The sequence below is a fragment of the Paractinoplanes maris genome (genome assembly GCF_023544465.1).
Taxonomy (GTDB): Bacteria; Actinomycetota; Actinomycetes; order Mycobacteriales; family Micromonosporaceae; genus Actinoplanes; species Actinoplanes maris.
Map to the genome: position 1 here is coordinate 76,908 of NZ_JALPVL010000014.1, position 19,161 is coordinate 96,068.

Genomic DNA, 19,161 nt, shown 5'->3' on the forward strand with positions numbered 1-19,161 from the left:
CCGGCCGACACCAAAGCGGCCGCCAGCAAAGCAGCCGACGAAAGACCGGCCACCAACGAACCGGCCGCGAGCGAATCATCCGCCAACGAACCGACCAGCAACAGAACGGCCACCAGCAGATCAACCGCCGCCAAACCGACCGACACCAGAGCGGCCGACACCAGACCGGCTGGCAATGGACCGGCTGACAATGGACCGGCCGACGGTGGACCGGCTGGCAATGAACCGGCTGACAATGGACCAGCCGAGAGCGGACCGGCCGACAGCGGACCGGCCGGCAATCGACCGGCCAGCAATCGACCGGCCGGCAACGGACCGGCCGGCAACGGACCGGCCGGCAACGGACCGGCCGGCAACGGAGCGACCCCCGACGAACCGCTCGAAAGACGACCCGCCCGCGAAATGCTGGAGGGCCTCCTCGAGCACAACCTGCTCACCGAACCACGACCCGGCCGCTACCGCTTCCACGACCTGATCGCCACCCACGCCCGCCACCGGGCGGCCGCCGACCCCGAGCCCGAGCGCGAGGCCGCCCTCGACCGGCTGCTCGACCACTACCTGGCAGTCGCCGACGCGGCCGCCGCGGTGCAGGGCGCCGGTTACACCGGTGGCACTCCCTCCGCTCCCCCACCCGAGGTCGGCGATCCCCGGCGGGCCGCCGACTGGTTCGCCGCCGAGCAGAGCAACCTGGCCGCGGCCGTCGCCCGGGCCGCCGCCCGCCGGCATCGGGCCGCCGTCGGCATCCCCGCCGCCATGCAGCATCACTTGCGCATCCGGGGGCCGTACAACCTCGCCGTCCGGCTGCACCGGATCGCCCGGACGGTGGCCGGCCTGTCCGGCGACGGTTCGGCCTACGCGCAGGCGTCGATGAACCTCGCCCACATCCAGCGCATGTCGTCGGACCCGGCCGCGACCGGCACCGTCCGGGAGGCGCTCGACCGCTACCGCCAGGCCGGTGACCGGCGGGGCGAGGGCCGGGCCCTGGACGCCTTGGCCCGCAACCATTACATGGCCGACGACTTCCCGGCCGCAATCGCCACCGCCGAGCAGTCGCTCGCCCTCTGCGGGCGGGCCGGCGACCCGTACGGCCAGGCTTGTGCCCTGGAGCTGCTGGCCCGGGTGCACAGCGTCGTCGGGGACTACCCGGCCGCGGCCGGCGCCGCCCGGCGGGCCGTGGCGCTGCACCGGCAACTGCCCGGACTGCCCGGTCAGGGCACCGCTTTGATGATCCTGGCCGATGTCCAGTTCGCCACCGGGGACTGCCGGGCCGCGCTCGCCTCGGCCGAGGAGTCGCGGGCGCTGAGCCGGCAGGCCGACGACCGGATCGTCGAGGCCAACGCCCTCGACACGCTGGCCATCGTCCGGCGGGCCATCGGCGACCAGGCGGCCGGCGCCGAGGCGGCCCGGGCCGCCCATGCGCTCTTCGTCCAGGTGGGCAGCCGCCACGGGGAGGTCAACACGCTGGTCAGCCTGGCCTGGATCCAGTACGAGGCGGGTGACCACGCGGCCGCGGCGCGGACCACGGCGCGGGCCCACGAGCTGTGCCGGCAGTACGACGATCGGTCCGGCCGCGCCAATGTCCTGCACCTGCGCGGCGTCCTGGCCCGGGACGGCGCCGAGCTGACCGAGGCCCTCGACCTGTTCCGGGGCATGGGCGATCCGGACGGTGCGGCCGACGTCCTGATCGACCTCGGCCGGCTGCTGTTCGAGCAGGGTGCGGCCGCCGCCGCGCACGAGGAGTTCACCGCCGCGCTGGAGCTGGCCCGGCGCATCGGGGCACCTCGCCACGAGGCGCGCGCCCTGGAGGGCCTCGGCCACTGCCTGCGCCGCGAGGGCCGCGACGACAACGGCCGGCGGCATCTGCGCGAAGCCCTGGCGATCTACCGCCGCGTGCAGTCGCCGGCGGCCGCCCGCACGGCCGACGCGCTCGCTTGAGTCCGCCCGGACGCAAGGCGCGTGCCGGAGACGGACTCGAGGCGTGTGCCGGGAACGGACTCGAGGCGTGTGCCGGAGACGGACTCGAGGCGTTCAGATCGCGCCTCAATGTCCGCCCAATGTCCTGGCCTCGCCGGGACCGATGCGCGAGCGTGGACATCACCCGGGGTGGCGGTGGCAGCGGCCCGCGGGAACGGGGGTCAGGAAGACCAGCGAGGGGGCTGTTCTCTTCCTGGAGGCGGGCCGCTGCCGACCGCGATCGTCAGTGGGCGCCGGCCAGCAGCTGCCCCACCCGCTCGACGAGGTCGGCCGAGTCGAACGGCTTGGCCAGGTATTCGCTGGCGCCCATGGCCCGGCCGTGGGTCCGGTCGAGGTCCCGGGATCGCGCGCTCAGGATGAGGACGGGGATGTTCGACGTCCGCGAGAGTCCTTGGAGCTGCTGGCACACCGTCAGGCCGTCGAGCCCCGGCATGTCGATGTCGAGCACGATGAGGTCGGGCCGTTGGAGGTTGGCCGCGGTCAGCGCGGCGTTGCCGTTGTCGACGGTGACTGTCTGGTAGCCGGCCGCGGCGAGCCGCTGCGCCACGAGCTCGCGGACGTCCTCGTCGTCCTCGGCGATCAGCACGGTGGACGGCATCGGGGTCATGGGGTGCTCCTGAGGGAGGGGGCTGGTGCTCCGACCTATCGGCCGGGCTGGGCAGCCGGGCGAGGCCTTCTCAGTAGCGGGACGAGAGCAATTGGGAGCGTTTCTGGTTCTTCGTGGTCCGCAGCGCGGCGCCGGCCCGGTCGACCGCGGCCGCGAGGCCCTCCGTCGGGTCGGCCGCGGCCCACCCGACGGTGACGGCCACCTTGGCCAGCTCGAGCTCGGTCTTGATGCGCCTCATGACGGCCTGGGCCCCGGACGGCGTGCAGCGGGTGAGGACGAGACCGAACTCGTCGCCGCCGATGCGGGCGATGAAATCGGTGTCGCGGATGGCCCGGCGGGCAACGGTCGCCGTGGCTTTCAGGTACGCGTCACCGGTGGACCGTCCCCGGGTGTCGTTGGTCGTCCCGAGACCGTCGAGGTCGATCAGGGCGACCACGGTCGGGTCGGCCAGCCGTTCGAAGCGGGCCTGGGCCCGTTCGAGGATGCGGTGCCAGCCGCGCTGGCCGGGCAGGCCGGTGAGCGGGTCGGTGTCGGCGCCGAGCTGGTCGCGCAGCAGGGCGTCGGTGGCCAGGTCCTGCACGCGGTCGGTGGCCAGGGCGGCGGTGAGCAGCCGGCCCAGCAGCGCGAGCAGGGGTTCGGCGTCGGCCAGGCGGGGGTCGTTGACCCGGATGTCGGGGTCCAGGCCGCAGATCGCGCCGAAGAGCGAGCCGTCGGACTCGGTGATGGGCGCTCCGGCGTACGTCCCGATCTCGACCAGCTGGTTGACGCCGGCGTTGGCGTACGCGGGCACGGCCTGGGCGTCCAGTGCCACGGTGGGCGCCTGACCGGCCGCCATGTGGACGCAGAAGCTGTCCTCCCAGGGGTGGCTCGCGCCCTGGTGCAGGCCGTAGCCGTTGTCCGAGTCCAGGTAGAGGTAGGTCTGCCGGCCGTTCTCGACCCGGGTGACCGCCCAGAAGGCCAGCGGCATCTGCTCGTGCAGATAGTCGAGCACCAGATGCGCGGCGTGCTCGAAGCCGGCCGCCGGGAGGAGGCCGGGCTCCTCGGCCGGCTCGGCGATGACCCGCGGCGGGCCGGACGATGGGGTGCTCGCGGTGGGGGTGTCCTCGGGCGGCGGCACGCTGGTGGCGTCGGCCGGCAGGGTGAAGGTGAACCGGGAGCCGTGACCGTCCGGCCCGGCCGCGGCCGAGATGGTGCCCCCGTGGCGCTCCACGATGCGCTTGCAGATGCCCAGACCGAGCCCGGTGCCGCTGTAGCCGGCCGCGCGGTGCGCGCGGTGGAAGCTCTCGAAGATGCTCTCCTGCTGGCCGTCGGGGATGCCGATGCCGTTGTCGTCGATCGTCACGGTGACGCGGTGGTCGGCGTGCTGGGCGCGGATGCGCAGCTGCGGGGCAACCCCGGCGCCGGTGTACTTGATCGCGTTGCTGATCAGATTCTCCATCAGCTGCCGGACGAGCACCGGATCGGCGTACGCGCTGGGCAGCTCGCCGATGTCGAACGACGGCACCGGGGTGGCGGCGCTGCGGGCCTGGTCGACCCGCGCGATCGCGATGTCGTCGACCAGCTCGGCCAGGTCGATCAGGGTCGGGGTGAGCGCGGCGTCGCGGGCGGTGGTGTAGCCGAGCAGGTCGTCGATCATGCCGCGCATCCGCCGGGCGGCGCGGCCGACCCGCATCAGCCCGTCGCGGGTCTGGGCCTCGTCGGCCGGGTCGTCCTCGTCGAGCAGGTCGGTCAGCCACGCGGTCCAGCCCTCGACGGTGGTCAGCGGGTTGAGCAGGTCGTGGGCGACGACCCCGGCGAAGGCGGCCAGCTCGTCGCGGTGCCGGCGCTCGGCGGTGACGTCGTGGAAGACGGTGACGGCGCAGCGGGACCCGTTCAGACTTCCCGGCACCGCGGCCGAGCTGACGCTCAGCAACCGGCCCTGGGGCAGGCCGGGGTTGCGCACCAGGATGTCCATGCCGCGGACGTCGGTGCCGGCCAGCGCCCGGCGGTGGGGCATCTCCTCGGGGGCGACCGGCGTCCCGTCCGGGTGCAGCAGGCCGTAGTAATCCGGCTTGGCCATGTGCTCGGTGGAGCTGACGACTCCGCCCAGCAGCCGGCGGACCGCCGGGTTGCGCAGCAGCAGCCGGCCCTGCTCGTCGACGACGGTGAGCCCTTCGACCATCGAGTTGACGATGGCCGTCATCAGCTTGGCCTGTTCGGCCGTGGCCGCCCGCTCGGCGCGCATCTCGGTGACCAGGGCGGCCCGTTCGTCGCGGCCGAGCGCCAGGCTCAGCCCGACCACGGCGATCATGCCGACGAAGGCCTGCGCGACCAGGGCCCGTACGGGATGGGACCCGATGTCGGCGAACACACCGGAGCCGTTGAGCGTGAAAAGCACGACGGCTGTGCCGAATGCCAAGCCGTGCAGGACGACGACGGTGGTGTCGAGCCGGGAGCCGGCCCAGACGGTCATGCCGATGATGGAGAAGGCCAGCGGCAGGTGGTGGTTGATGCCGAAGACGGCGCAGTAGGCCACGGCCGACAGCGCGAAGACGGCGACGTATTCGAGGCGCCGCCGCCCGGGTGCGGCCGTCCACCGCGACCGCAGCGTCGCCCGGGTGCGCCACAGGTGGCCACAGGTCAACCAGACCGAGCTGATCATCAGGATGCTGACGGTGTTGCGGGTCATCCAGACGGCGGTCGCCGGCCAGGAGTACGTGCCGTTGACCGCCCACACCCCGGTCGGCCCGACCAGCGCGCCGCCGCCGGTGCTCAGCACCGCGGCCGCCAGCAGGCGCCAGAACTCATGCGTCCGGCTGAGCAGCTCCTGACCGCCGGCCGTCCGGAGGTGGGACAGCCACCGGCGCACCAGGAAGGCGAACAGCCCGGCCTGCACCAGGTTGGCCACCACGAACCAGGCCGCCAACGACACCGAGGTGCCGGTGGCCGTGTTGACCACCAAGGTGATCAGCGACAGGGCCGCCGCGTCGAAGGTCCGCCACCGGGAGCGCCACTGCACCAGGAACCACACCGCGGAGACCCCGGCCGCGGGCCAGACCAGGCTCAGGTTGGTCGCGTCCATCACCGTCAGCCGCCCGGCATAGGTCGCGGCCAGGAAGACGACGGCGAAACACAGCGTGCGCACCAGGGACGTGCGCGGGTTCATGACCCTCTGATCGGCGCCCGAGCCGATTTGCTGAGGTCAGCCGAACAGGAACCGGGTCGCGTTGGTGCTGAGCACCTTCTGCCGCTGGGCCGGCGTGAGGAACGAGGCGGTGCGGACGACGTGGCCGGCCGGGCGCTCGCCCAACGGGTACGGGTAGTCGCTGCCGACCACCACCCGCTCCTCACCCATGGTGTCGACCAGCAGGCGCAGGGCCGGCTCGCTGAAGACCACCGAGTCGACGTAGAACCGGTCCGCGTAGTCGCTGGGCGGCCGGGTGGAGCGGCCCCGGACGAGGTCACCCCGCCGGTGCCAGGCGTTGTCGGCCCGGCCCAGCCAGTAGGGAAAGCTGCCGCCGCCGTGCGCGAAGCACAGGCGCAGCGAGGACGGCACCCGGTCGAGCACGCCGCCCAGGATGAGGGCCAGCGCCGACAGGTGGGTCTCGGCGGGCATGCCGGTCAGCCAGCGGGCCATCCAGCGGTCCAGGCGCGGGCCCTCCGGCATGTCCCACGGGTGCACGAAGACCGGGGCCCCCACGGCGGCGCAGTGCTGGAGGAACTCGACGACGCCGGCCGAGTCGAGGTCCTGGTCGCCGACGTGGTTGCCGATCTCGACCCCGACATGCCCGGCGGCCATGGAACGATCCAGCTCGGCGCAGGCCGCTTCGGGGTCCTGCAGGGGCACCTGGCAGAACGGGATGAACCGCGGGTCGCTGCCCGTCACCGACAGGGTCAGGTCGTTGAAGATGCGGGACAGCGCGGCGGCCTGGGCGGGGGTGCGGTCGTAGCCGAAGAACACCGGCGTCGGCGAGACGACCTGCCGCTCCACGTCGTCGGCGTCCATGTCGGCCAGGCGCACGGCCGGATCCCAGCAGGACGAGTCGACCCGGCGGAACTCGGTGTCGCGGATCATGATGATCGCTTCGCGCTCCGACTCGACCTTGAGCCAGGGCCAGCCGGTGCCGCCGCAGGCGACCTCCAGATCCGGCCAGCCCTTCGGCACGACATGCGTGTGGACGTCGACGACGCCGGACAACCGTCAGCCCTTCCCGGGGTGCAGGGTGCCGCAGTTGGCGCACGTACGCGCCTTCTCGTCCTCGTAGAACGCGGTGAACACCGGTGGCAGGTCCTCCACGATGTCGCGCACCTGAAGCTCGACCTCGTGCACGACCGCGTCGCAGTTGCCGCAATACCACTGGAACTTCTCCAGCGTGCCCTCCTCGCGGATCCGCTCGACGACCAGGCCGATCGAGCCGGGCTCGGGACGCTGCGGGGAGTGCGGCGTGTTGCCCGGCAGCACCCACATCTCGCCCTCGCGGATGTGCACGTCCTTCGGCCCCTCGGGCGTCATGGTCTTGACGTGCATGTTGCCCTTGACCTGATAGAAGAACTCCTCGTAGGGGTCGACGTGGAAGTCGGTGCGCGAGTTGGGGCCGCCGACCACCATGACGATGAAGTCGCTGCCGGTGGGGAACATCTGCTTGTTGCCGACCGGCGGCTTGAGCAGGTGCTTGTTGTCCTCGATCCAGCCCGGGAAGTTGATCGGGTCGGTCATGACGCCTCCTTGGACGACGGCGGAACAGGCAGAACAGCGACGGCTTGGATCTCGATGAGCAGGTGCGGGTGCGGCAGCTGGTGCACCGCGACCGTGGTCCGCGACGGCCCCGACGAGTCGAAGAACTGCGCGTAGACGGCGTTGTAGCCACCGAAGTCGTTCATGTTGACCAGGTAGGTGGTCAGCTGCACGACATCGTCGAGCGACGCCCCGACCGACGCCAGGATGTCGGCGATGTTCTCGATCACGGCCCGGGTCTGCTCGGCGATGTCGAGCGAGGTGGTGCCCATCGCGTCGACCACGGCACCGGCGATGGTGTTGTCCGGCCGCCGGCTGCTGGTGCCGCTGACGAAGGCGAAACCGTTGGCCACCTTGACGTGCGGGAAGGCGCCCCGCGGGGTGGCCTTGCCGGCGACCAGCTTCCCGGTCACGAGGAGGCCCGCAGCGAGGCCGCGCCCAGGCTTTCCACTTCCACCCGTACGGTTTGACCGGCTCCCACCGGCACGGCCGCCGTGGCCGCCCCGGCCAGCACGATCCAGTCGTCCTCGAGCGCACCGGCCAGCCGCCGGGCCTCGGCGAAAGCCTCCCGCGGGTCGCCCAGGATCGCCGCGGTGGAGCCGCTCTCGACCACCTGGTCGTCGAGGAGCAGGCGCACCTCGAGGGCATCGATCGACGGGGGCACCGGTTGCCAGGCGCCGACCACGAATGCGGCGGCCGAGGTGTTGTCGGCGATCACCTCGTCGAGCGTGAACTTGAAGTCGAGCCAGCGCGAGTCGATGACCTCGAGCGCCGGGGCGACCGCCGCGATCGCGCCGTCGCGCACCAGGAAGGCCACCTCGGGCTCGACCTTGGGGTGGATGCGCGGCCCGAGGTCGAGCACCCCGCCGTCCTCGATGCGCATGGCGTCGGTCAGCCGGCCCCAGATGACCGAGTCGACCCCCATCTGCCGCATCTTGGCCTTGCTGGTCAGCCCCAGCTTGATCCCGGCGATCGTCTCGCCGCGGGCCAGCCGCAGTCCGACCAGCTCACGCTGCACCGCGTAGGGGTCGGCGATCTCGTGCCCACCGCCGGGAAGCTCGGTGGCGGTGGTGAGGGCGTTGTCGAGGGCGAGGGCGAGCGGCGTCATGACATGTCCACGCAGACGTTGGTGTATTCGGAGTAGAAGTCGAGCGAGTGGCGGCCACCCTCGCGGCCCACGCCGGAGGCGCGCATGCCGCCGAACGGGGTGCGCAGATCGCGCAGGAACCAGGTGTTCACCCAGACCAGGCCGACGTCGAGCCGGGCCCCGGCCCGCAGCGCCCGGCCCACATCCCGGGTCCAGACCGTCCCGGCCAGACCGTAGGCGCTGTCGTTGGCCAGGGCGAAGGCCTCCTCCTCGTCGTCGAACGGCGCGAGGTGGCAGATCGGTCCGAAGACCTCTTCCCGTACGGTCCGGGCGTCCTGGCCGAGCCCGGTGATCACGGTCGGCTCGATGTAGGAGCCGCCGTCGCGCTCGTCGCCGAAGTGCGGCACTCCCCCGCCGGCCAGCACGGTCGCGCCCTCGGACCGGGCCAGGTCGTAGTAGCCGAGCACCTTGTCGCGGTGCGCCTTGGAGATCAGCGGCATGGTGCCGGTGGTCTCGTCGGACGGCCAGCCGTAGGTCAGCTCGCGGGCCCGGGCGGCGAGCCGCTCGGCGAACTCGTCGAAGACCGTCCGCTGCACGTAGAGCCGCTCGGTGCAGAGGCAGACCTGGCCGCCGTTGGTGAAGCTGGACCGGACGCTACCGGCCACCGCGGCGTCCAGGTCGGCGTCGGCGAAGATCAGGCCGGCGTTCTTGCCGCCGAGCTCGAACGACACCGGCTTCACGCCGGGGGCGGCGTTGCGCATGATGGCCGAGCCGGTGGCCGACTCGCCGGTGAAGGTGATCGCGTCGACGCCGGGGTGGGTGGTGAGCCACTCCCCGGCGGCGTCCGGGCCGTGACCGTGCACGAGGTTGAAGACACCCTCGGGCACGCCGGCCGCGGCCATCACCTCGGCCAGCACGGTGGCCGAGGCCGGGGTCTCCTCGCTGGGCTTGACCACGACCGCGTTGCCACAGGCCAGGGCGGGCGCGACCTTCCAGGTCAGCAGCAGCAGGGGCAGGTTCCACGGCACGATGATGGCGACGACGCCCATCGGCTTGCGGACCGCGTAGTTCAACGCCCGCCCGCCGCCGGCGGTGGCCGTGGTGAACGACTCGGTGCCGGTCGCGGCGACCACGTCGGCGAACGCCCGGAAGTTGGCCGCGCCGCGCGGGATGTCGAGCGTGCGGGCCTGGGTCAGGGTCTTGCCGGTGTCGGCCACCTCGGCGGTGACCAGATCCTCGAAGCGGCGCTCGAGCTCGTCGGCCACGCGGCGCAGCACCACGGCCCGCTCCTGCTCGGTCGTGCGGCCCCATGGCCCGCGCACCGCGGCCCGGGCGGCGGCGACCGCGTCGTCCACCGTGGACCGGTCGGACTCGGTGACCGAGAAGACCGTCTCACCGGTGACCGGTGAGGCCTTGGCGAACGTCGAGGTGGCCGGGCGGAACTCGCCGGCGACGAAGTTACGCAGCAGCGGCGGATCGCCGGCCGGTCGGCCGGTGACCAGCGTCGGGTCCCAGTTCATCGCACCACCTTACGGATCAGCGCGGCCGCCACCAGGGCCGCCAGCGCTCCGGCGACGGCCCCGGCCACCTGGTGCTGCCGCCGGACCCGGCGCCGGACGTCGGCGTACGGCGTGGTCGAGAACGACACCAGCTCGTAGCGCGAGACGTACTTGCCGGGCAGCAGCCGTTCCAGGGTGTGCTCGACGGTCTTGCCCAGCTTGAAGAGCGGGTCGGCCACCTTGTCGCGCATCTCGACGAAGTTGGCCAGAGCCATCTCGGCGATCGCCTCCGAGTTCTCGCGGCGACCGGCCTCGTAGGCCGGGAGCGCGGCCGCCCAGTCGTCGCCGGTCGCGTCCAGACAGCGGTCGAGCTCGACCACGTCCTCGAAGGAGGCGTTGGCGCCCTGGCCGTAGAACGGGACGATGGCGTGCGCGGCGTCGCCGATCAGCGCCACCCGGCCCAGCATCTGCCAGGGCGCGCACTTGACGGTGCCGAGCAGGCCGACCGGGTTGTGCCGGTAGTCGTCGGCCAGGTCGGGGATCAGCTCGAGCAGGTCGGGGTACTGGTCGCGGAAGTGCCGCTCGACCGCGGCCGGGCTGCCCAGCGAGGCGAAGCTGCCGGTGCCCGCGTTGGGCCAGAACAGCGTGCCGGTGAACGAGCGGTCCGGGTTGGGCAGCGCGATCATCATCGAGGTGCCGCGCGGCCAGATGTGCAGCGCGCCCGGGTCGAGGGCGTATTCGCCGTCGCGGGCCGGGATGGTCAGCTCCTTGTAGCCGTAGTCGAGGAAGCTGACCGTCTCGGTGAAGCTCTCCCCGGCGTACGCCATCAGCAGCCCGCGCGTCGCCGAGCCGGCGCCGTCGGCCCCCAGCACGACATCGGCCTTGGCCTGACTGCCGTCGGCGAAGCCGAGCGTGCCGGTCTCGGGGTCGAGCGAGGTGAGCGGGTGGTCGAAGTGGAGGGTGACGCCGTCGGTCTCGCCCGCCGCGTCGAGCAGCGCGTCGTTGAGCGTGCCGCGGCCGATCGAGTTGATCGCCCGGTCGCCCGAGATGCTGTACGGCTGGAAGTTCGTCCCGCCGCCCAGCGGGTGCACCATCCGGCCCCGCATCGGGAGCGCGTCCTTGAGCACCTGCTCGTCGAGACCGATCCGGCGCAGCGCGTCGAGGCCGCGCTCGGAGAGGGCCAGGTTGATCGAGCGCCCGCGCTCGGCCCCGGTGACCCGCGGGTCGGGGCGGCGCTCGTAGACGTCGACGGTGTAGCCCCGGCGGCCCAGGTAGCAGGCGAGCAGGCTGCCGCAGAGCCCGGCGCCGACGACCGCGATGTGTGTCACTTGGTCTCCTCAACACAGGCGGCCAGCGCCTCGGCGGCCCGCCGGCAGTCCTGATAGGTCGAATACAGCGGCACCGGCGCGAACCGCACGACATCCGGCTGACGCGCGTCGGCGATCACGCCGTACTCGAAGCGCAGCCGCTTGGTCAGCGCGCCCGCGTTGCCCTCGTGCAGCCGGACCGAGAGCTGACAGCCGTGCCGCTCGGGCTCCCGCGGCGTGATGACCGACAGCGGCCGGGTGGCCACCACCTCGTCCAGCAGCTCGCGCAGATAGGTGGTCAGGCGCAGGCTGCGCTCGCGCAGCGCGGGCATCCCGACCTCGTCGAAGATGCGCAGCGACGTGCGGACCGGGCCCATCGCGAGGATCGGCGGGTTGGAGACCTGCCAGGCGTCGGCGCTGCGCGGCGGCCGCGACTCGGGGGTCATCTCGAAGCGGGTGGCCGCCTCGGTGCTCCACCAGCCCTCGAATCTGGGCAGCGGGGATCCGTGGTGGCGCTCGTGGACGAACACCCCGGCCAGGGCACCCGGCCCCGAGTTCAGGTATTTGTACGAGCACCAGGCGGCGAAGTCGGCGCCCCACTCGTGCAGGCTGAGCGGAACGTTGCCCGCGGCGTGCGCGAGATCCCAGCCGACGACAGCGCCGGCTTTCCTGCCCGCCGCCGTGATGGCCGGCATGTCCATCACCTCACCGGTGAGGTAGTTGACGCCGCCCAGCATCAGCAGCGCCACCGTGTCGCCCTCCTTGTCGAGGAACGCCACGACGTCCTCGGTGCGCAGCGTGTCCTCGCCGTCGCGCGGCCGCAGCCGGACGACCGCGGTGCCGGGGTCGAGGCCGTGGAACCGGGCCTGGCTGCGGACGGCGTAGCTGTCGGAGGGGAACGCCGCGTCCTCGATGACGATCCGGGTGCGGTCGCCGGCCGGGCGGTAGAACGACACCATCAGCAGGTGCAGGTCGACGGTGAGCGAGTTCATCACCACGACCTCGGAGGGCAGGGCGCCGACCAGCCGGGCCGCGGGCTGGGTGAGCAGCTCGTGGTAGGGCAGCCAGGGCCGGGCCGCGTCCAGATGCCCCTCGACGCCGAGCCGGGCCCAGTCGTCGAGGTCCTCGTTCAGCTCGACCCGGGTCGCCCGGGGCTGCAGGCCGAGCGAGTTGCCGGCGAAATACGCCACCTCCGGGTGGTCACCGCCCTCGGCCGGCGGGACATGGAACAGGTGCCGGTGACCCGGATCCTGCTGATCGCGCTCCATCACATCTCCGTCCGCGAGGTCCACAGCTCCGGGAAGACCGGCCGGGCCATGCTGCGCTGCAGGAAGGTCAAGCCGTTCGACCCGCCCGAGCCGCTCTTGGCCCCCATTGTCCGCTGCACCGCCTTGAGGTGCAGATAGCGCCAGTCGCCGAACCGGTCGGCGACCTCGGTCAGCGCCTCGCCCAGCAGCCTGAGGTGGTTGTCCGGGCCGGGATCACGATAGATGCGCACCCACGCGTCGGAGACCGACGGGTCGGCCTGGTGCTCGTCGGCCACGTCGCGGTCCAGCAGCTCGGGCTTGAGGTCGTGGCCCTGCCGGGCGAGCAGCGCGATCACCTCGTCCCACAGACTAGGCCGGTGCAGGGCCGCGGTCAGCTCGTCGTGTTCCGGGGTGCCCTTGAACGGGCGGATCAGCGACCGGGTGCGCAGCCCGAGCAGGAACTCGACCTGGCGATACATGGCCGACTGGAAGCCCGAGCCCTCGCCCAGCAGGTCGCGGAACTTGTTGAAATCGGCCGGGGTCATCCAGCGCAGGGTCTGCCAGGCCGCGTTCAGGCCCTCAAGGTGCAGCGCGGTCCGCTTCAACGGGGCCAGCGCCGGCCAGATCTGGTCGGAGCGCAGGTGCTCGCGGGCCAGCTCGAGCTCGTGGCGGATCAGGTTGAAGTACAGCTCCATGATCTGGCTGACCACGAGGAACGACATCTCGCCGGGGTCGCCGCTGAGCGTGCGCTGCAACGTGTGCAGCGTGCTGGCGTGCACGTAGGCGTCGTAGGGCACCCGATGCCCGAACTCCAGGGTGGGTGCGCCGTTGTTGCGGGATCGACGCTCGTCACGCTCCGCGGCGTTGGTCGGCCGCACGGCCGCGGCATTCACGGTTTCCACTGACTTCTCCTCGCCCTTGACCGGTCCATGATTTCTCTGCGAGGGCCTCGGTCGGAATGCCGGATCAACGGCGCTGACCTCCGGCAACCGGTGATCGGCGGCTAGATTTGCGGAACCGCTTAACGATCGGAAGGTGGCCGGATGGACGCGATGGACTGGGCGCTGCTGCGCGAGTTGCAGGACGACGCGCGCCTGTCCTACAGCGAGCTCTCGCGGCGGGTGCACCTCTCGCCGCCGGCTGTGGCCGAACGGGTACGCCGGCTGGAGGAGACCGGGGTGATCACGGGCTATCACGCCCACGTCGACCTGGCCCGGACCGGGCGGGTGGTGCTCGCGCTGATCCGGATGTCGTGTTACGGCCCGACCTGCGTGCTGCGCGACGACAAGGTGCCTGCCTGGCCCGAGGTGCTGGAGATCAACCGGGTGACCGGCGACACGTGTTCGGTGCTCAAGGTCGCGACCACCTCGATGGAGGCGTTCGAGGAGGTCATCGACCGGTTGGGTGGGTACGGTGCGCCGTCCAGCACGATGATTCTGTCCACTCCGCTGACCTGGCAGCCGATCGCGCCGCCACCCGACTTCTAGGTAGGACATCGGTGGCCGACTTCTTCGACACCCCGGCCGATCCGGTCGTGGTGCCGATGCCCCGGCACTTCACGCTGACCCGGGGCGAGAACGCGGCTGTGCAATACGTGTCGGGCCAGCAGACCTATCGCATGCTGTCCGACCGTGGCGCCGGTCTGGTGCTCGAGCCCATGGTGGTGCACATCGCGCCGGGCGGGCGGTGGGAGACGGCGTACGGTCACGCCGGCGAGGAATTCGCGTACGTGATCTCGGGTGAGCTGCTCTACGAGGTCGACGGGGTCGAGCACCGGCTGTGCCCGGGCGACAGCGTGCACCTGCGCTCCTCGGTGCCGCACAGCATGTACAACGACACCGAGCAGGTGACCACCGTGGTCTCGGTGGTCACCCCCCGGCTGTCTTGAGGGACCTGTTCACGTACGTGAAATAACCCGGTCCACCTCTGCCATGGTGGCCGCCCAGATCGGTGAGCCCGGCGCGATGACGTCGAAGTGGTCACCCGCCTGCTCCAGCAGTGGCACCCCGGAGGCGGCGGCGAACCGCCGGTTGATGTCGACCAGGTCGAGGCTGTCGCCGCTGCCCTGCACCAGCAGCGCCGGCGAGGCGAGCGGCAGCCGGGCCATCGGGTCGCTCGCGGCGTAGACGTCCGGCACCTCGTCCGGTGTCCCGCCGAGGGCGGTCGTGATCGCGCCCTCGCCCAGGAACCGCCGCTGGCCCTCGCCGAGGTCGAGCACGCCGGCCAGGGACACGGCCAGCGCGAGGTCCGGGTCGTCGGCGGCCAGGCGCAGGGCGAGCTGACCGCCGGCCGAGTGGCCGAACAGCACGATCGGCGCGCCCGGGTGACGTTCGCGGGCCGCGGCGACCCCGGCCGCCAGATCGGCCGTGGTGGCCGCCCAGCCGTTCCGGTCGGGACGCCGGTATTCGAGGTTCCAGCTGGTCCAGCCGCGCGCGGTCAGGTCGATGGCGAGCGCGTCCATCAGGTCGGCGGCCCAGATCGAGCGCCAGAACCCACCGTGCAGGAGAATCCCGACCGGCGCCCCGGCGGGGGCGGCCGGTGCGCCGGTCGGGATCCGTTCATCGGCCCGCTGCTCCGGGTGCTCGCCGTAGGCGACCCGGGTGGCGGGCTCGCGCAGCCGGTGCACGGCATGCTTGATCGCCCAGGCCAGGCCCCACACCCCCCGGCCGTGCAGGTGTTGCGGTGATACCGGATCGGCAGCCACGGTGAGGTCGTAGAAGACGGTGTTGGCTCCGGCGGCGGCCATCAGCGCCGGGTCGGCCGGCACCACCACGGCCGGGCCGTCGTGCGCGGCCAGTTCCGCGGCGGTCACCGACGACACCACGGTCAGGCCGGCGTCGAGCTCCCAGGCCGTGCTGCCGGCGAGGGAGGTGAGCAGGCCGCGGTCGGCGACCAGGTCGGGGCCGAGAACGAGCAGGACGTCCATCGGGGTGCGCTCCTAACGGGGCTACCGGGACAACAGGGGCAGGACTTCGGTGCCGAGCAGCTCGACACCACGATCATCGGTGAGCCCGTGCGGGGTGCCGAACTCGACCCGCCGCACACCGGCGTCGATCAGCGACTGGGCCTGACGCGCGACCTGCTCCGGCGTGCCGGAGAAGGCGAACCGGTCCAGCACATCGTCGGGGATCAGCGTGCCGGCTTCCTCGTCACGGCCGGCGTCGACCAACCGGCCGACCTCGGCCACCAGCCCGTCGGGCAGTGCGACGGTGGGATCGAGCTCGGCCACCACGGCCAGATACATGGCCACTTCGGTGCGCGCCCTGGCCCGGGCCGCCTCGCCGTCGGTGTCGACCACGGTCACCGCGCCGAGCACGACGCCGATCTCCGCCACGTCCCGCCCGATCCGGGAAGCGCCCACCAGCAGGCGTTCGCGCATCACCGGCACCATGTCCGGGTTCGCGCTGCCGCCCACCTTGATCTCGCCGGCGATCCGGCCGGCCAGCGCCGCGCCCCGCGGGCCCCAGGCGCCGAGCAGCAGCGGCACTTCGGGGCGCTGCTGCTCGGACCGGAGTGTGGTGCCCGGCTCACTCGGTCGGTCAGAACCGGTGGGCCGCTCAAGTCGGCTCCCCCGCCGCCGATGAAAGTCATGACAGCTGCGAACCTCGAGGTAGGCGATGCCGGAAAAGCCGTGGGACAGCCAACTCCTGCGCGTGACCGCGGCCCTGGACGTCAGCACGGTGCTGGCGGCCGGCACGCTGTTCGCCTGGCACCTGGTCGTCGTGCCGGCCCAGGCCGGGACGGCCTCGCTCGGCCAGTCCGCGGCGACGATCAGCTGCCTGGCCGGCGGCGTGGCCGCCATCGGGCTGGTCATGAAACGGAGCGCCGGGCGGACCGGGACGGCGGGCCGTCGGCGTGGGTACACCCTCTACCCGTACGCCGCGGTCGCCGCGGTGGGAGTCCTGCTGGTCGCCACGGTCTTCACGCGAGCGGGCGATGCCCCGGTGATCGCGGCCGGCGCCCTGGTCATGGCGGCCATGGTGGTCGCCCGGCAGCTGCTCGCGCTGCGGGAGAACGACCGGCTCGTCGACCGCTTCCGGCTGCTCGTCCAGAACTCCACCGACGTCGTCATGATCGCCGGGGCCGACGCCACCGTCCGCTACGTCAGCTCCGCCGTCACCCGGGTGCTCGGTCTCGACCCGGACGACCTCATCGGCCAGGACATCCTGCGCCTGGCCCACCCCGATGACCTGCCCGCCGTACGCCGGGACTTCCAGCGCATCCTCGGGGCTCCCGGAGCGTCGGTGACCATGCACGCCCGTTATCGGCACGCCGACGGCTCGTGGCGGTGGTTCGAGACGACCGGGGCCAACTTCCTGCACGAGCCCAGTGTGGGCGGCGTGGTGACCAACAGCCGGGACATCACCGAGACGCGCACGGTCCAGGACCGGCTCAGCCACGACGCCACTCACGACGCGCTCACCGGGCTGGCCAACCGGACGCTGTTCACCGAGCGCGTCACGCGGGTCGCCGGGGACCCGCGCCCGGACCACCGGTTCAGCGTGGTGCTGATCGACCTGGACGACTTCAAGACCGTGAACGACACCCTGGGCCACCACGTCGGCGACGAGCTGCTCGTGGCGGTGGCCGAGCGGATGCGGATGAGTGTGCGGCCGGCCGACATGGTGGCCCGGCTCGGCGGCGACGAGTTCGCCGTCCTGTTCGAGGATCTGGGCCGTGAGCACGTCGACCGGGCGCTGCGCCGGATCGCCGAGGCGCTGCTGATCCCGATCGAGGCGGACGGGCAGCTACTCAGCGTCCGGGCCAGCTTCGGGGTGGCCGAGGGCATGGCCGGCGACGACCCGGCCGACCTGCTGCGGCACGCCGACATCGCCATGTACGAGGCCAAGGCGCGTGGCGAGGGCGGCCACCAGCGCTACGTGCAAGGCATGGAGTCGCGCGCGGCTGAGCGCAGCCGCCGCCAGACCGAGCTGCGCCGGGCCGTGGCCGAGCACCAGTTCGTGTTGCACTTCCAGCCGGTGGTCAGCCTGCCCGGCGGACAGGTGGCCGGCGCCGAGGCGCTGATCCGGTGGCAGCACCCCGATCGGGGCCTGCTCGCCCCGGGCGAGTTCATCGGGACGGCCGAGGAGACCGGGCTGATCGTTCCGCTGGGCCGGTGGGTGCTGCGGGCGGCGGTCCGGCAGGCCGCGGCGTGGCGGGCCGAGCTGGGTGCGGACGCGCCCCGCACGGTGTCGGTGAACGCGTCCCCGCACCAGCTTCTGGATCCCGGGTTCGCCGCCGAGGTGGGCGGCGCCCTGACCGCCGCCGGACTGCCCGCCGGGTGCCTGACCGTGGAGATCACCGAGTCGACCGCGCTCGGCGGCGGGGCCACCCAGGCCAACCTCGCGGCCGTGCGCGAGCTGGGCGTGCGGGTCGCGCTCGACGACTTCGGCACCGGCGCGTCGACGCTGAGCCTGCTGGTCGACTGCCCGGTCGACCAGATCAAGCTCGACCGCTCGTTCGTCCCCGAGCCGGGGCGGGACGCGATCGCCCGCGCCGTCCTGCAGCTGGCCCAGGCCATGGGGGTGGAGGCGGTGGCCGAGGGGGTGGAGACGGCCGGGCAGGCCGGGTTGCTGACCGACATGGGCTATCGGCGGGCGCAGGGTTACCACTTCGCCCGCCCGATGCCGGCCGATCAGCTCAGCGCGTCCCTCGCCCCGATCCCGGCCCGCGCCGACCGGTGAGTTCCGGCGGCCCCGCGGATCCATAGGATCACAAGGGGGTGCGCGCGTGGCGGACGAGGCAGGGTTCACGGCGGCGACCGGACCGCTCCGGCGGGAGATTCTGGCGCACTGCTACCGGATGCTCGGGTCGTCGGCCGACGCCGAGGACGCGGTGCAGGAGACGTTCCTGCGGGCCTGGCGCGGGTTCGAGCGCTTCGAGGGGCGGGCGTCGGCCCGGACCTGGCTGCATCAGATCGCGACCAACGTCTGCCTGCGCCTGATCGAGCAACGCGGCCGGCGGGCGCTGCCGTCCGGTCTGGGCGGCCCCGAACAGGACTGGGCCCTTCCGGCTCGGGCGGCGCCCGCGCGGACCCGGTGGCTGGGGCCGCTGCCGGTCGACCCGGCCGACGAGGCCGGCACCCGGCAGGACGTGCGGCTGGCGTTCGTCGCGGCCCTGCAGCATCTGCCGGCCTCCCAGCGGGCCGTGCTGCTTCTGCGCGACGTGGCCGACCTGCCGGCCGACGAGGTCGCCACGGTGCTCGGCACGACCACGATCGCGGTCAACAGCGCCCTGCGGCGGGCCCGCGACCGGATCGCCCGCCGCGCGCCCGACCCCCGGACCATGAGCGAGCCCGGTGGCGCCGAACTGCGGGCCCGCCTGCACCGGTACGTGGACGCCTTCCAGGCGGCCGACGTCGGTGCGCTGGCCGCCGTCCTGCGCGAGGACGTCACCCTCGAGATGCCGCCGCACGCGACCTGGTTCGCCGGCCGCGACGCCGTCCTCGGCTTCCTGGGCACCCACGTGCTGCGCGAACCGGGCCGCTTCGCCATGGTGGAGGCTCCGCTCCGGGCCAACGGGCAGCCGACCTACGCGATGTATGTCCGCGAGCCGGACGGCGAGTTCGCGGCGCACGCCCTGCAGATCCTCGACGTGGCCGGCGACGGGATCCGGCACATCCACATCTATCTGGACCCGGACCTGCTGCCGAGTTTCGCCGCGGCCGGTGATTCGGCCCGGCCACCGGGGTCTGCCCGCTGACACGACAACCTCAGGAGGAACCGT

17 protein-coding genes are annotated in these 19,161 nt (G+C 72.5%); 5 read left to right on the plus strand and 12 right to left on the minus strand.

The features are described from left to right. Nucleotides 1-402 precede the first annotated feature (402 nt). Nucleotides 403-1,935, plus strand: a complete 1,533-nt coding sequence (locus NAG42_RS35220) for a tetratricopeptide repeat protein (RefSeq protein WP_250036378.1) — start codon at nucleotides 403-405, stop codon at nucleotides 1,933-1,935. A gap of 262 nt (nucleotides 1,936-2,197) precedes the next feature. Here NAG42_RS35220 and NAG42_RS35225 read toward each other — a convergent pair whose 3' ends face one another. The 10 genes from NAG42_RS35225 to NAG42_RS35270 form a co-directional block, all read right to left on the minus strand. After that, a complete protein-coding gene (locus NAG42_RS35225) occupies nucleotides 2,198-2,581 on the minus strand; it encodes a response regulator transcription factor (RefSeq protein ID WP_250036379.1) in 384 nt (127 codons plus the stop codon). Between the two features lie 70 nt (nucleotides 2,582-2,651). Then, nucleotides 2,652-5,726 carry an ATP-binding protein gene (locus tag NAG42_RS35230; protein ID WP_250036380.1) on the minus strand — a complete coding sequence of 1,025 codons (3,075 nt, stop codon included), beginning with the start codon at nucleotides 5,724-5,726 and terminating at the stop codon, nucleotides 2,652-2,654. Nucleotides 5,727-5,762: 36 nt separating this feature from the next. Continuing rightward, on the minus strand, nucleotides 5,763-6,758 hold the full coding sequence (locus NAG42_RS35235) for an amidohydrolase family protein (protein WP_250036381.1): 996 nt from the start codon (nucleotides 6,756-6,758) through the stop codon (nucleotides 5,763-5,765). A 3-nt stretch (nucleotides 6,759-6,761) separates the two neighbouring features. Next, entirely contained in the window at nucleotides 6,762-7,277 is a 516-nt protein-coding gene (locus NAG42_RS35240; RefSeq protein ID WP_250036382.1) for a 3-hydroxyanthranilate 3,4-dioxygenase, read from the minus strand. Further along, the gene (locus NAG42_RS35245) at nucleotides 7,274-7,708 is read right to left on the minus strand and encodes a RidA family protein (protein ID WP_250036383.1); all 435 of its coding nucleotides are present in this window, start codon (nucleotides 7,706-7,708) and stop codon (nucleotides 7,274-7,276) included. The genes NAG42_RS35240 and NAG42_RS35245 overlap by 4 nt, the downstream gene beginning before the upstream one ends. After that, the gene (locus tag NAG42_RS35250) at nucleotides 7,705-8,403 is read right to left on the minus strand and encodes a 2-keto-4-pentenoate hydratase (protein WP_250036384.1); all 699 of its coding nucleotides are present in this window, start codon (nucleotides 8,401-8,403) and stop codon (nucleotides 7,705-7,707) included. Before NAG42_RS35250 ends, NAG42_RS35245 begins: the two co-directional genes overlap by 4 nt. Further along, nucleotides 8,400-9,902, minus strand: coding sequence for a 2-hydroxymuconic semialdehyde dehydrogenase (locus NAG42_RS35255; RefSeq protein ID WP_250036385.1), 1,503 nt, complete (start codon nucleotides 9,900-9,902; stop codon nucleotides 8,400-8,402). Before NAG42_RS35255 ends, NAG42_RS35250 begins: the two co-directional genes overlap by 4 nt. Beyond that, entirely contained in the window at nucleotides 9,899-11,209 is a 1,311-nt protein-coding gene (locus NAG42_RS35260; RefSeq protein WP_250036386.1) for an FAD-dependent oxidoreductase, read from the minus strand. Before NAG42_RS35260 ends, NAG42_RS35255 begins: the two co-directional genes overlap by 4 nt. After that, on the minus strand, nucleotides 11,206-12,456 hold the full coding sequence (kynU, locus tag NAG42_RS35265; RefSeq protein WP_250036387.1) for a kynureninase: 1,251 nt from the start codon (nucleotides 12,454-12,456) through the stop codon (nucleotides 11,206-11,208). Before kynU ends, NAG42_RS35260 begins: the two co-directional genes overlap by 4 nt. Further along, nucleotides 12,456-13,337 (minus strand): tryptophan 2,3-dioxygenase, encoded by an 882-nt coding sequence (locus NAG42_RS35270; protein WP_438872494.1) that lies wholly within the window; start codon nucleotides 13,335-13,337, stop codon nucleotides 12,456-12,458. Before NAG42_RS35270 ends, kynU begins: the two co-directional genes overlap by 1 nt. 141 nt (nucleotides 13,338-13,478) lie before the next feature. On the opposite strand from NAG42_RS35270, the gene NAG42_RS35275 reads away from it, so the two are divergent. Together NAG42_RS35275 and NAG42_RS45185 are read left to right on the plus strand one after the other, a co-directional pair. Beyond that, nucleotides 13,479-13,922, plus strand: a complete 444-nt coding sequence (locus tag NAG42_RS35275) for an Lrp/AsnC family transcriptional regulator (protein WP_250036388.1) — start codon at nucleotides 13,479-13,481, stop codon at nucleotides 13,920-13,922. Between the two features lie 11 nt (nucleotides 13,923-13,933). Next, nucleotides 13,934-14,323 carry a cupin domain-containing protein gene (locus NAG42_RS45185; RefSeq protein ID WP_250036389.1) on the plus strand — a complete coding sequence of 130 codons (390 nt, stop codon included), beginning with the start codon at nucleotides 13,934-13,936 and terminating at the stop codon, nucleotides 14,321-14,323. Between the two features lie 9 nt (nucleotides 14,324-14,332). Here the strand turns inward: NAG42_RS45185 and NAG42_RS35285 are convergent, their stop codons facing one another. Continuing rightward, nucleotides 14,333-15,361, minus strand: coding sequence for an alpha/beta hydrolase (locus tag NAG42_RS35285; protein WP_250036390.1), 1,029 nt, complete (start codon nucleotides 15,359-15,361; stop codon nucleotides 14,333-14,335). Nucleotides 15,362-15,382: 21 nt separating this feature from the next. After that, entirely contained in the window at nucleotides 15,383-16,132 is a 750-nt protein-coding gene (locus NAG42_RS35290) for an LLM class flavin-dependent oxidoreductase (protein WP_308201230.1), read from the minus strand. On the opposite strand from NAG42_RS35290, the gene NAG42_RS35295 reads away from it, so the two are divergent. Together NAG42_RS35295 and NAG42_RS35300 are read left to right on the plus strand one after the other, a co-directional pair. Then, nucleotides 16,053-18,119, plus strand: a complete 2,067-nt coding sequence (locus NAG42_RS35295; RefSeq protein WP_250036392.1) for a putative bifunctional diguanylate cyclase/phosphodiesterase — start codon at nucleotides 16,053-16,055, stop codon at nucleotides 18,117-18,119. The genes NAG42_RS35290 and NAG42_RS35295 overlap by 80 nt on opposite strands. Before the next feature lie 46 nt (nucleotides 18,120-18,165). Continuing rightward, entirely contained in the window at nucleotides 18,166-19,137 is a 972-nt protein-coding gene (locus NAG42_RS35300) for an RNA polymerase subunit sigma-70 (protein WP_250036393.1), read from the plus strand. Nucleotides 19,138-19,161 lie beyond the last annotated feature (24 nt).

What these genes read in the sequence shown, in the direction of transcription:
- NAG42_RS35225 (WP_250036379.1), bottom strand. Translation starts at nt 2,581, where the DNA reads ATGACCCCGATGCCGTCCACCGTGCTGATCGCCGAGGACGACGAGGAC.
- NAG42_RS35230 (WP_250036380.1), bottom strand. Translation starts at nt 5,726, where the DNA reads ATGAACCCGCGCACGTCCCTGGTGCGCACGCTGTGTTTCGCCGTCGTC.
- NAG42_RS35220 (WP_250036378.1), top strand. Translation starts at nt 403, where the DNA reads ATGCTGGAGGGCCTCCTCGAGCACAACCTGCTCACCGAACCACGACCC.
- kynU (WP_250036387.1), bottom strand. Translation starts at nt 12,456, where the DNA reads ATGGAGCGCGATCAGCAGGATCCGGGTCACCGGCACCTGTTCCATGTC.
- NAG42_RS35275 (WP_250036388.1), top strand. Translation starts at nt 13,479, where the DNA reads ATGGACGCGATGGACTGGGCGCTGCTGCGCGAGTTGCAGGACGACGCG.
- NAG42_RS35250 (WP_250036384.1), bottom strand. Translation starts at nt 8,403, where the DNA reads ATGACGCCGCTCGCCCTCGCCCTCGACAACGCCCTCACCACCGCCACC.
- NAG42_RS35240 (WP_250036382.1), bottom strand. Translation starts at nt 7,277, where the DNA reads ATGACCGACCCGATCAACTTCCCGGGCTGGATCGAGGACAACAAGCAC.
- NAG42_RS35295 (WP_250036392.1), top strand. Translation starts at nt 16,053, where the DNA reads ATGCCGGAAAAGCCGTGGGACAGCCAACTCCTGCGCGTGACCGCGGCC.
- NAG42_RS35285 (WP_250036390.1), bottom strand. Translation starts at nt 15,361, where the DNA reads ATGGACGTCCTGCTCGTTCTCGGCCCCGACCTGGTCGCCGACCGCGGC.
- NAG42_RS35255 (WP_250036385.1), bottom strand. Translation starts at nt 9,902, where the DNA reads ATGAACTGGGACCCGACGCTGGTCACCGGCCGACCGGCCGGCGATCCG.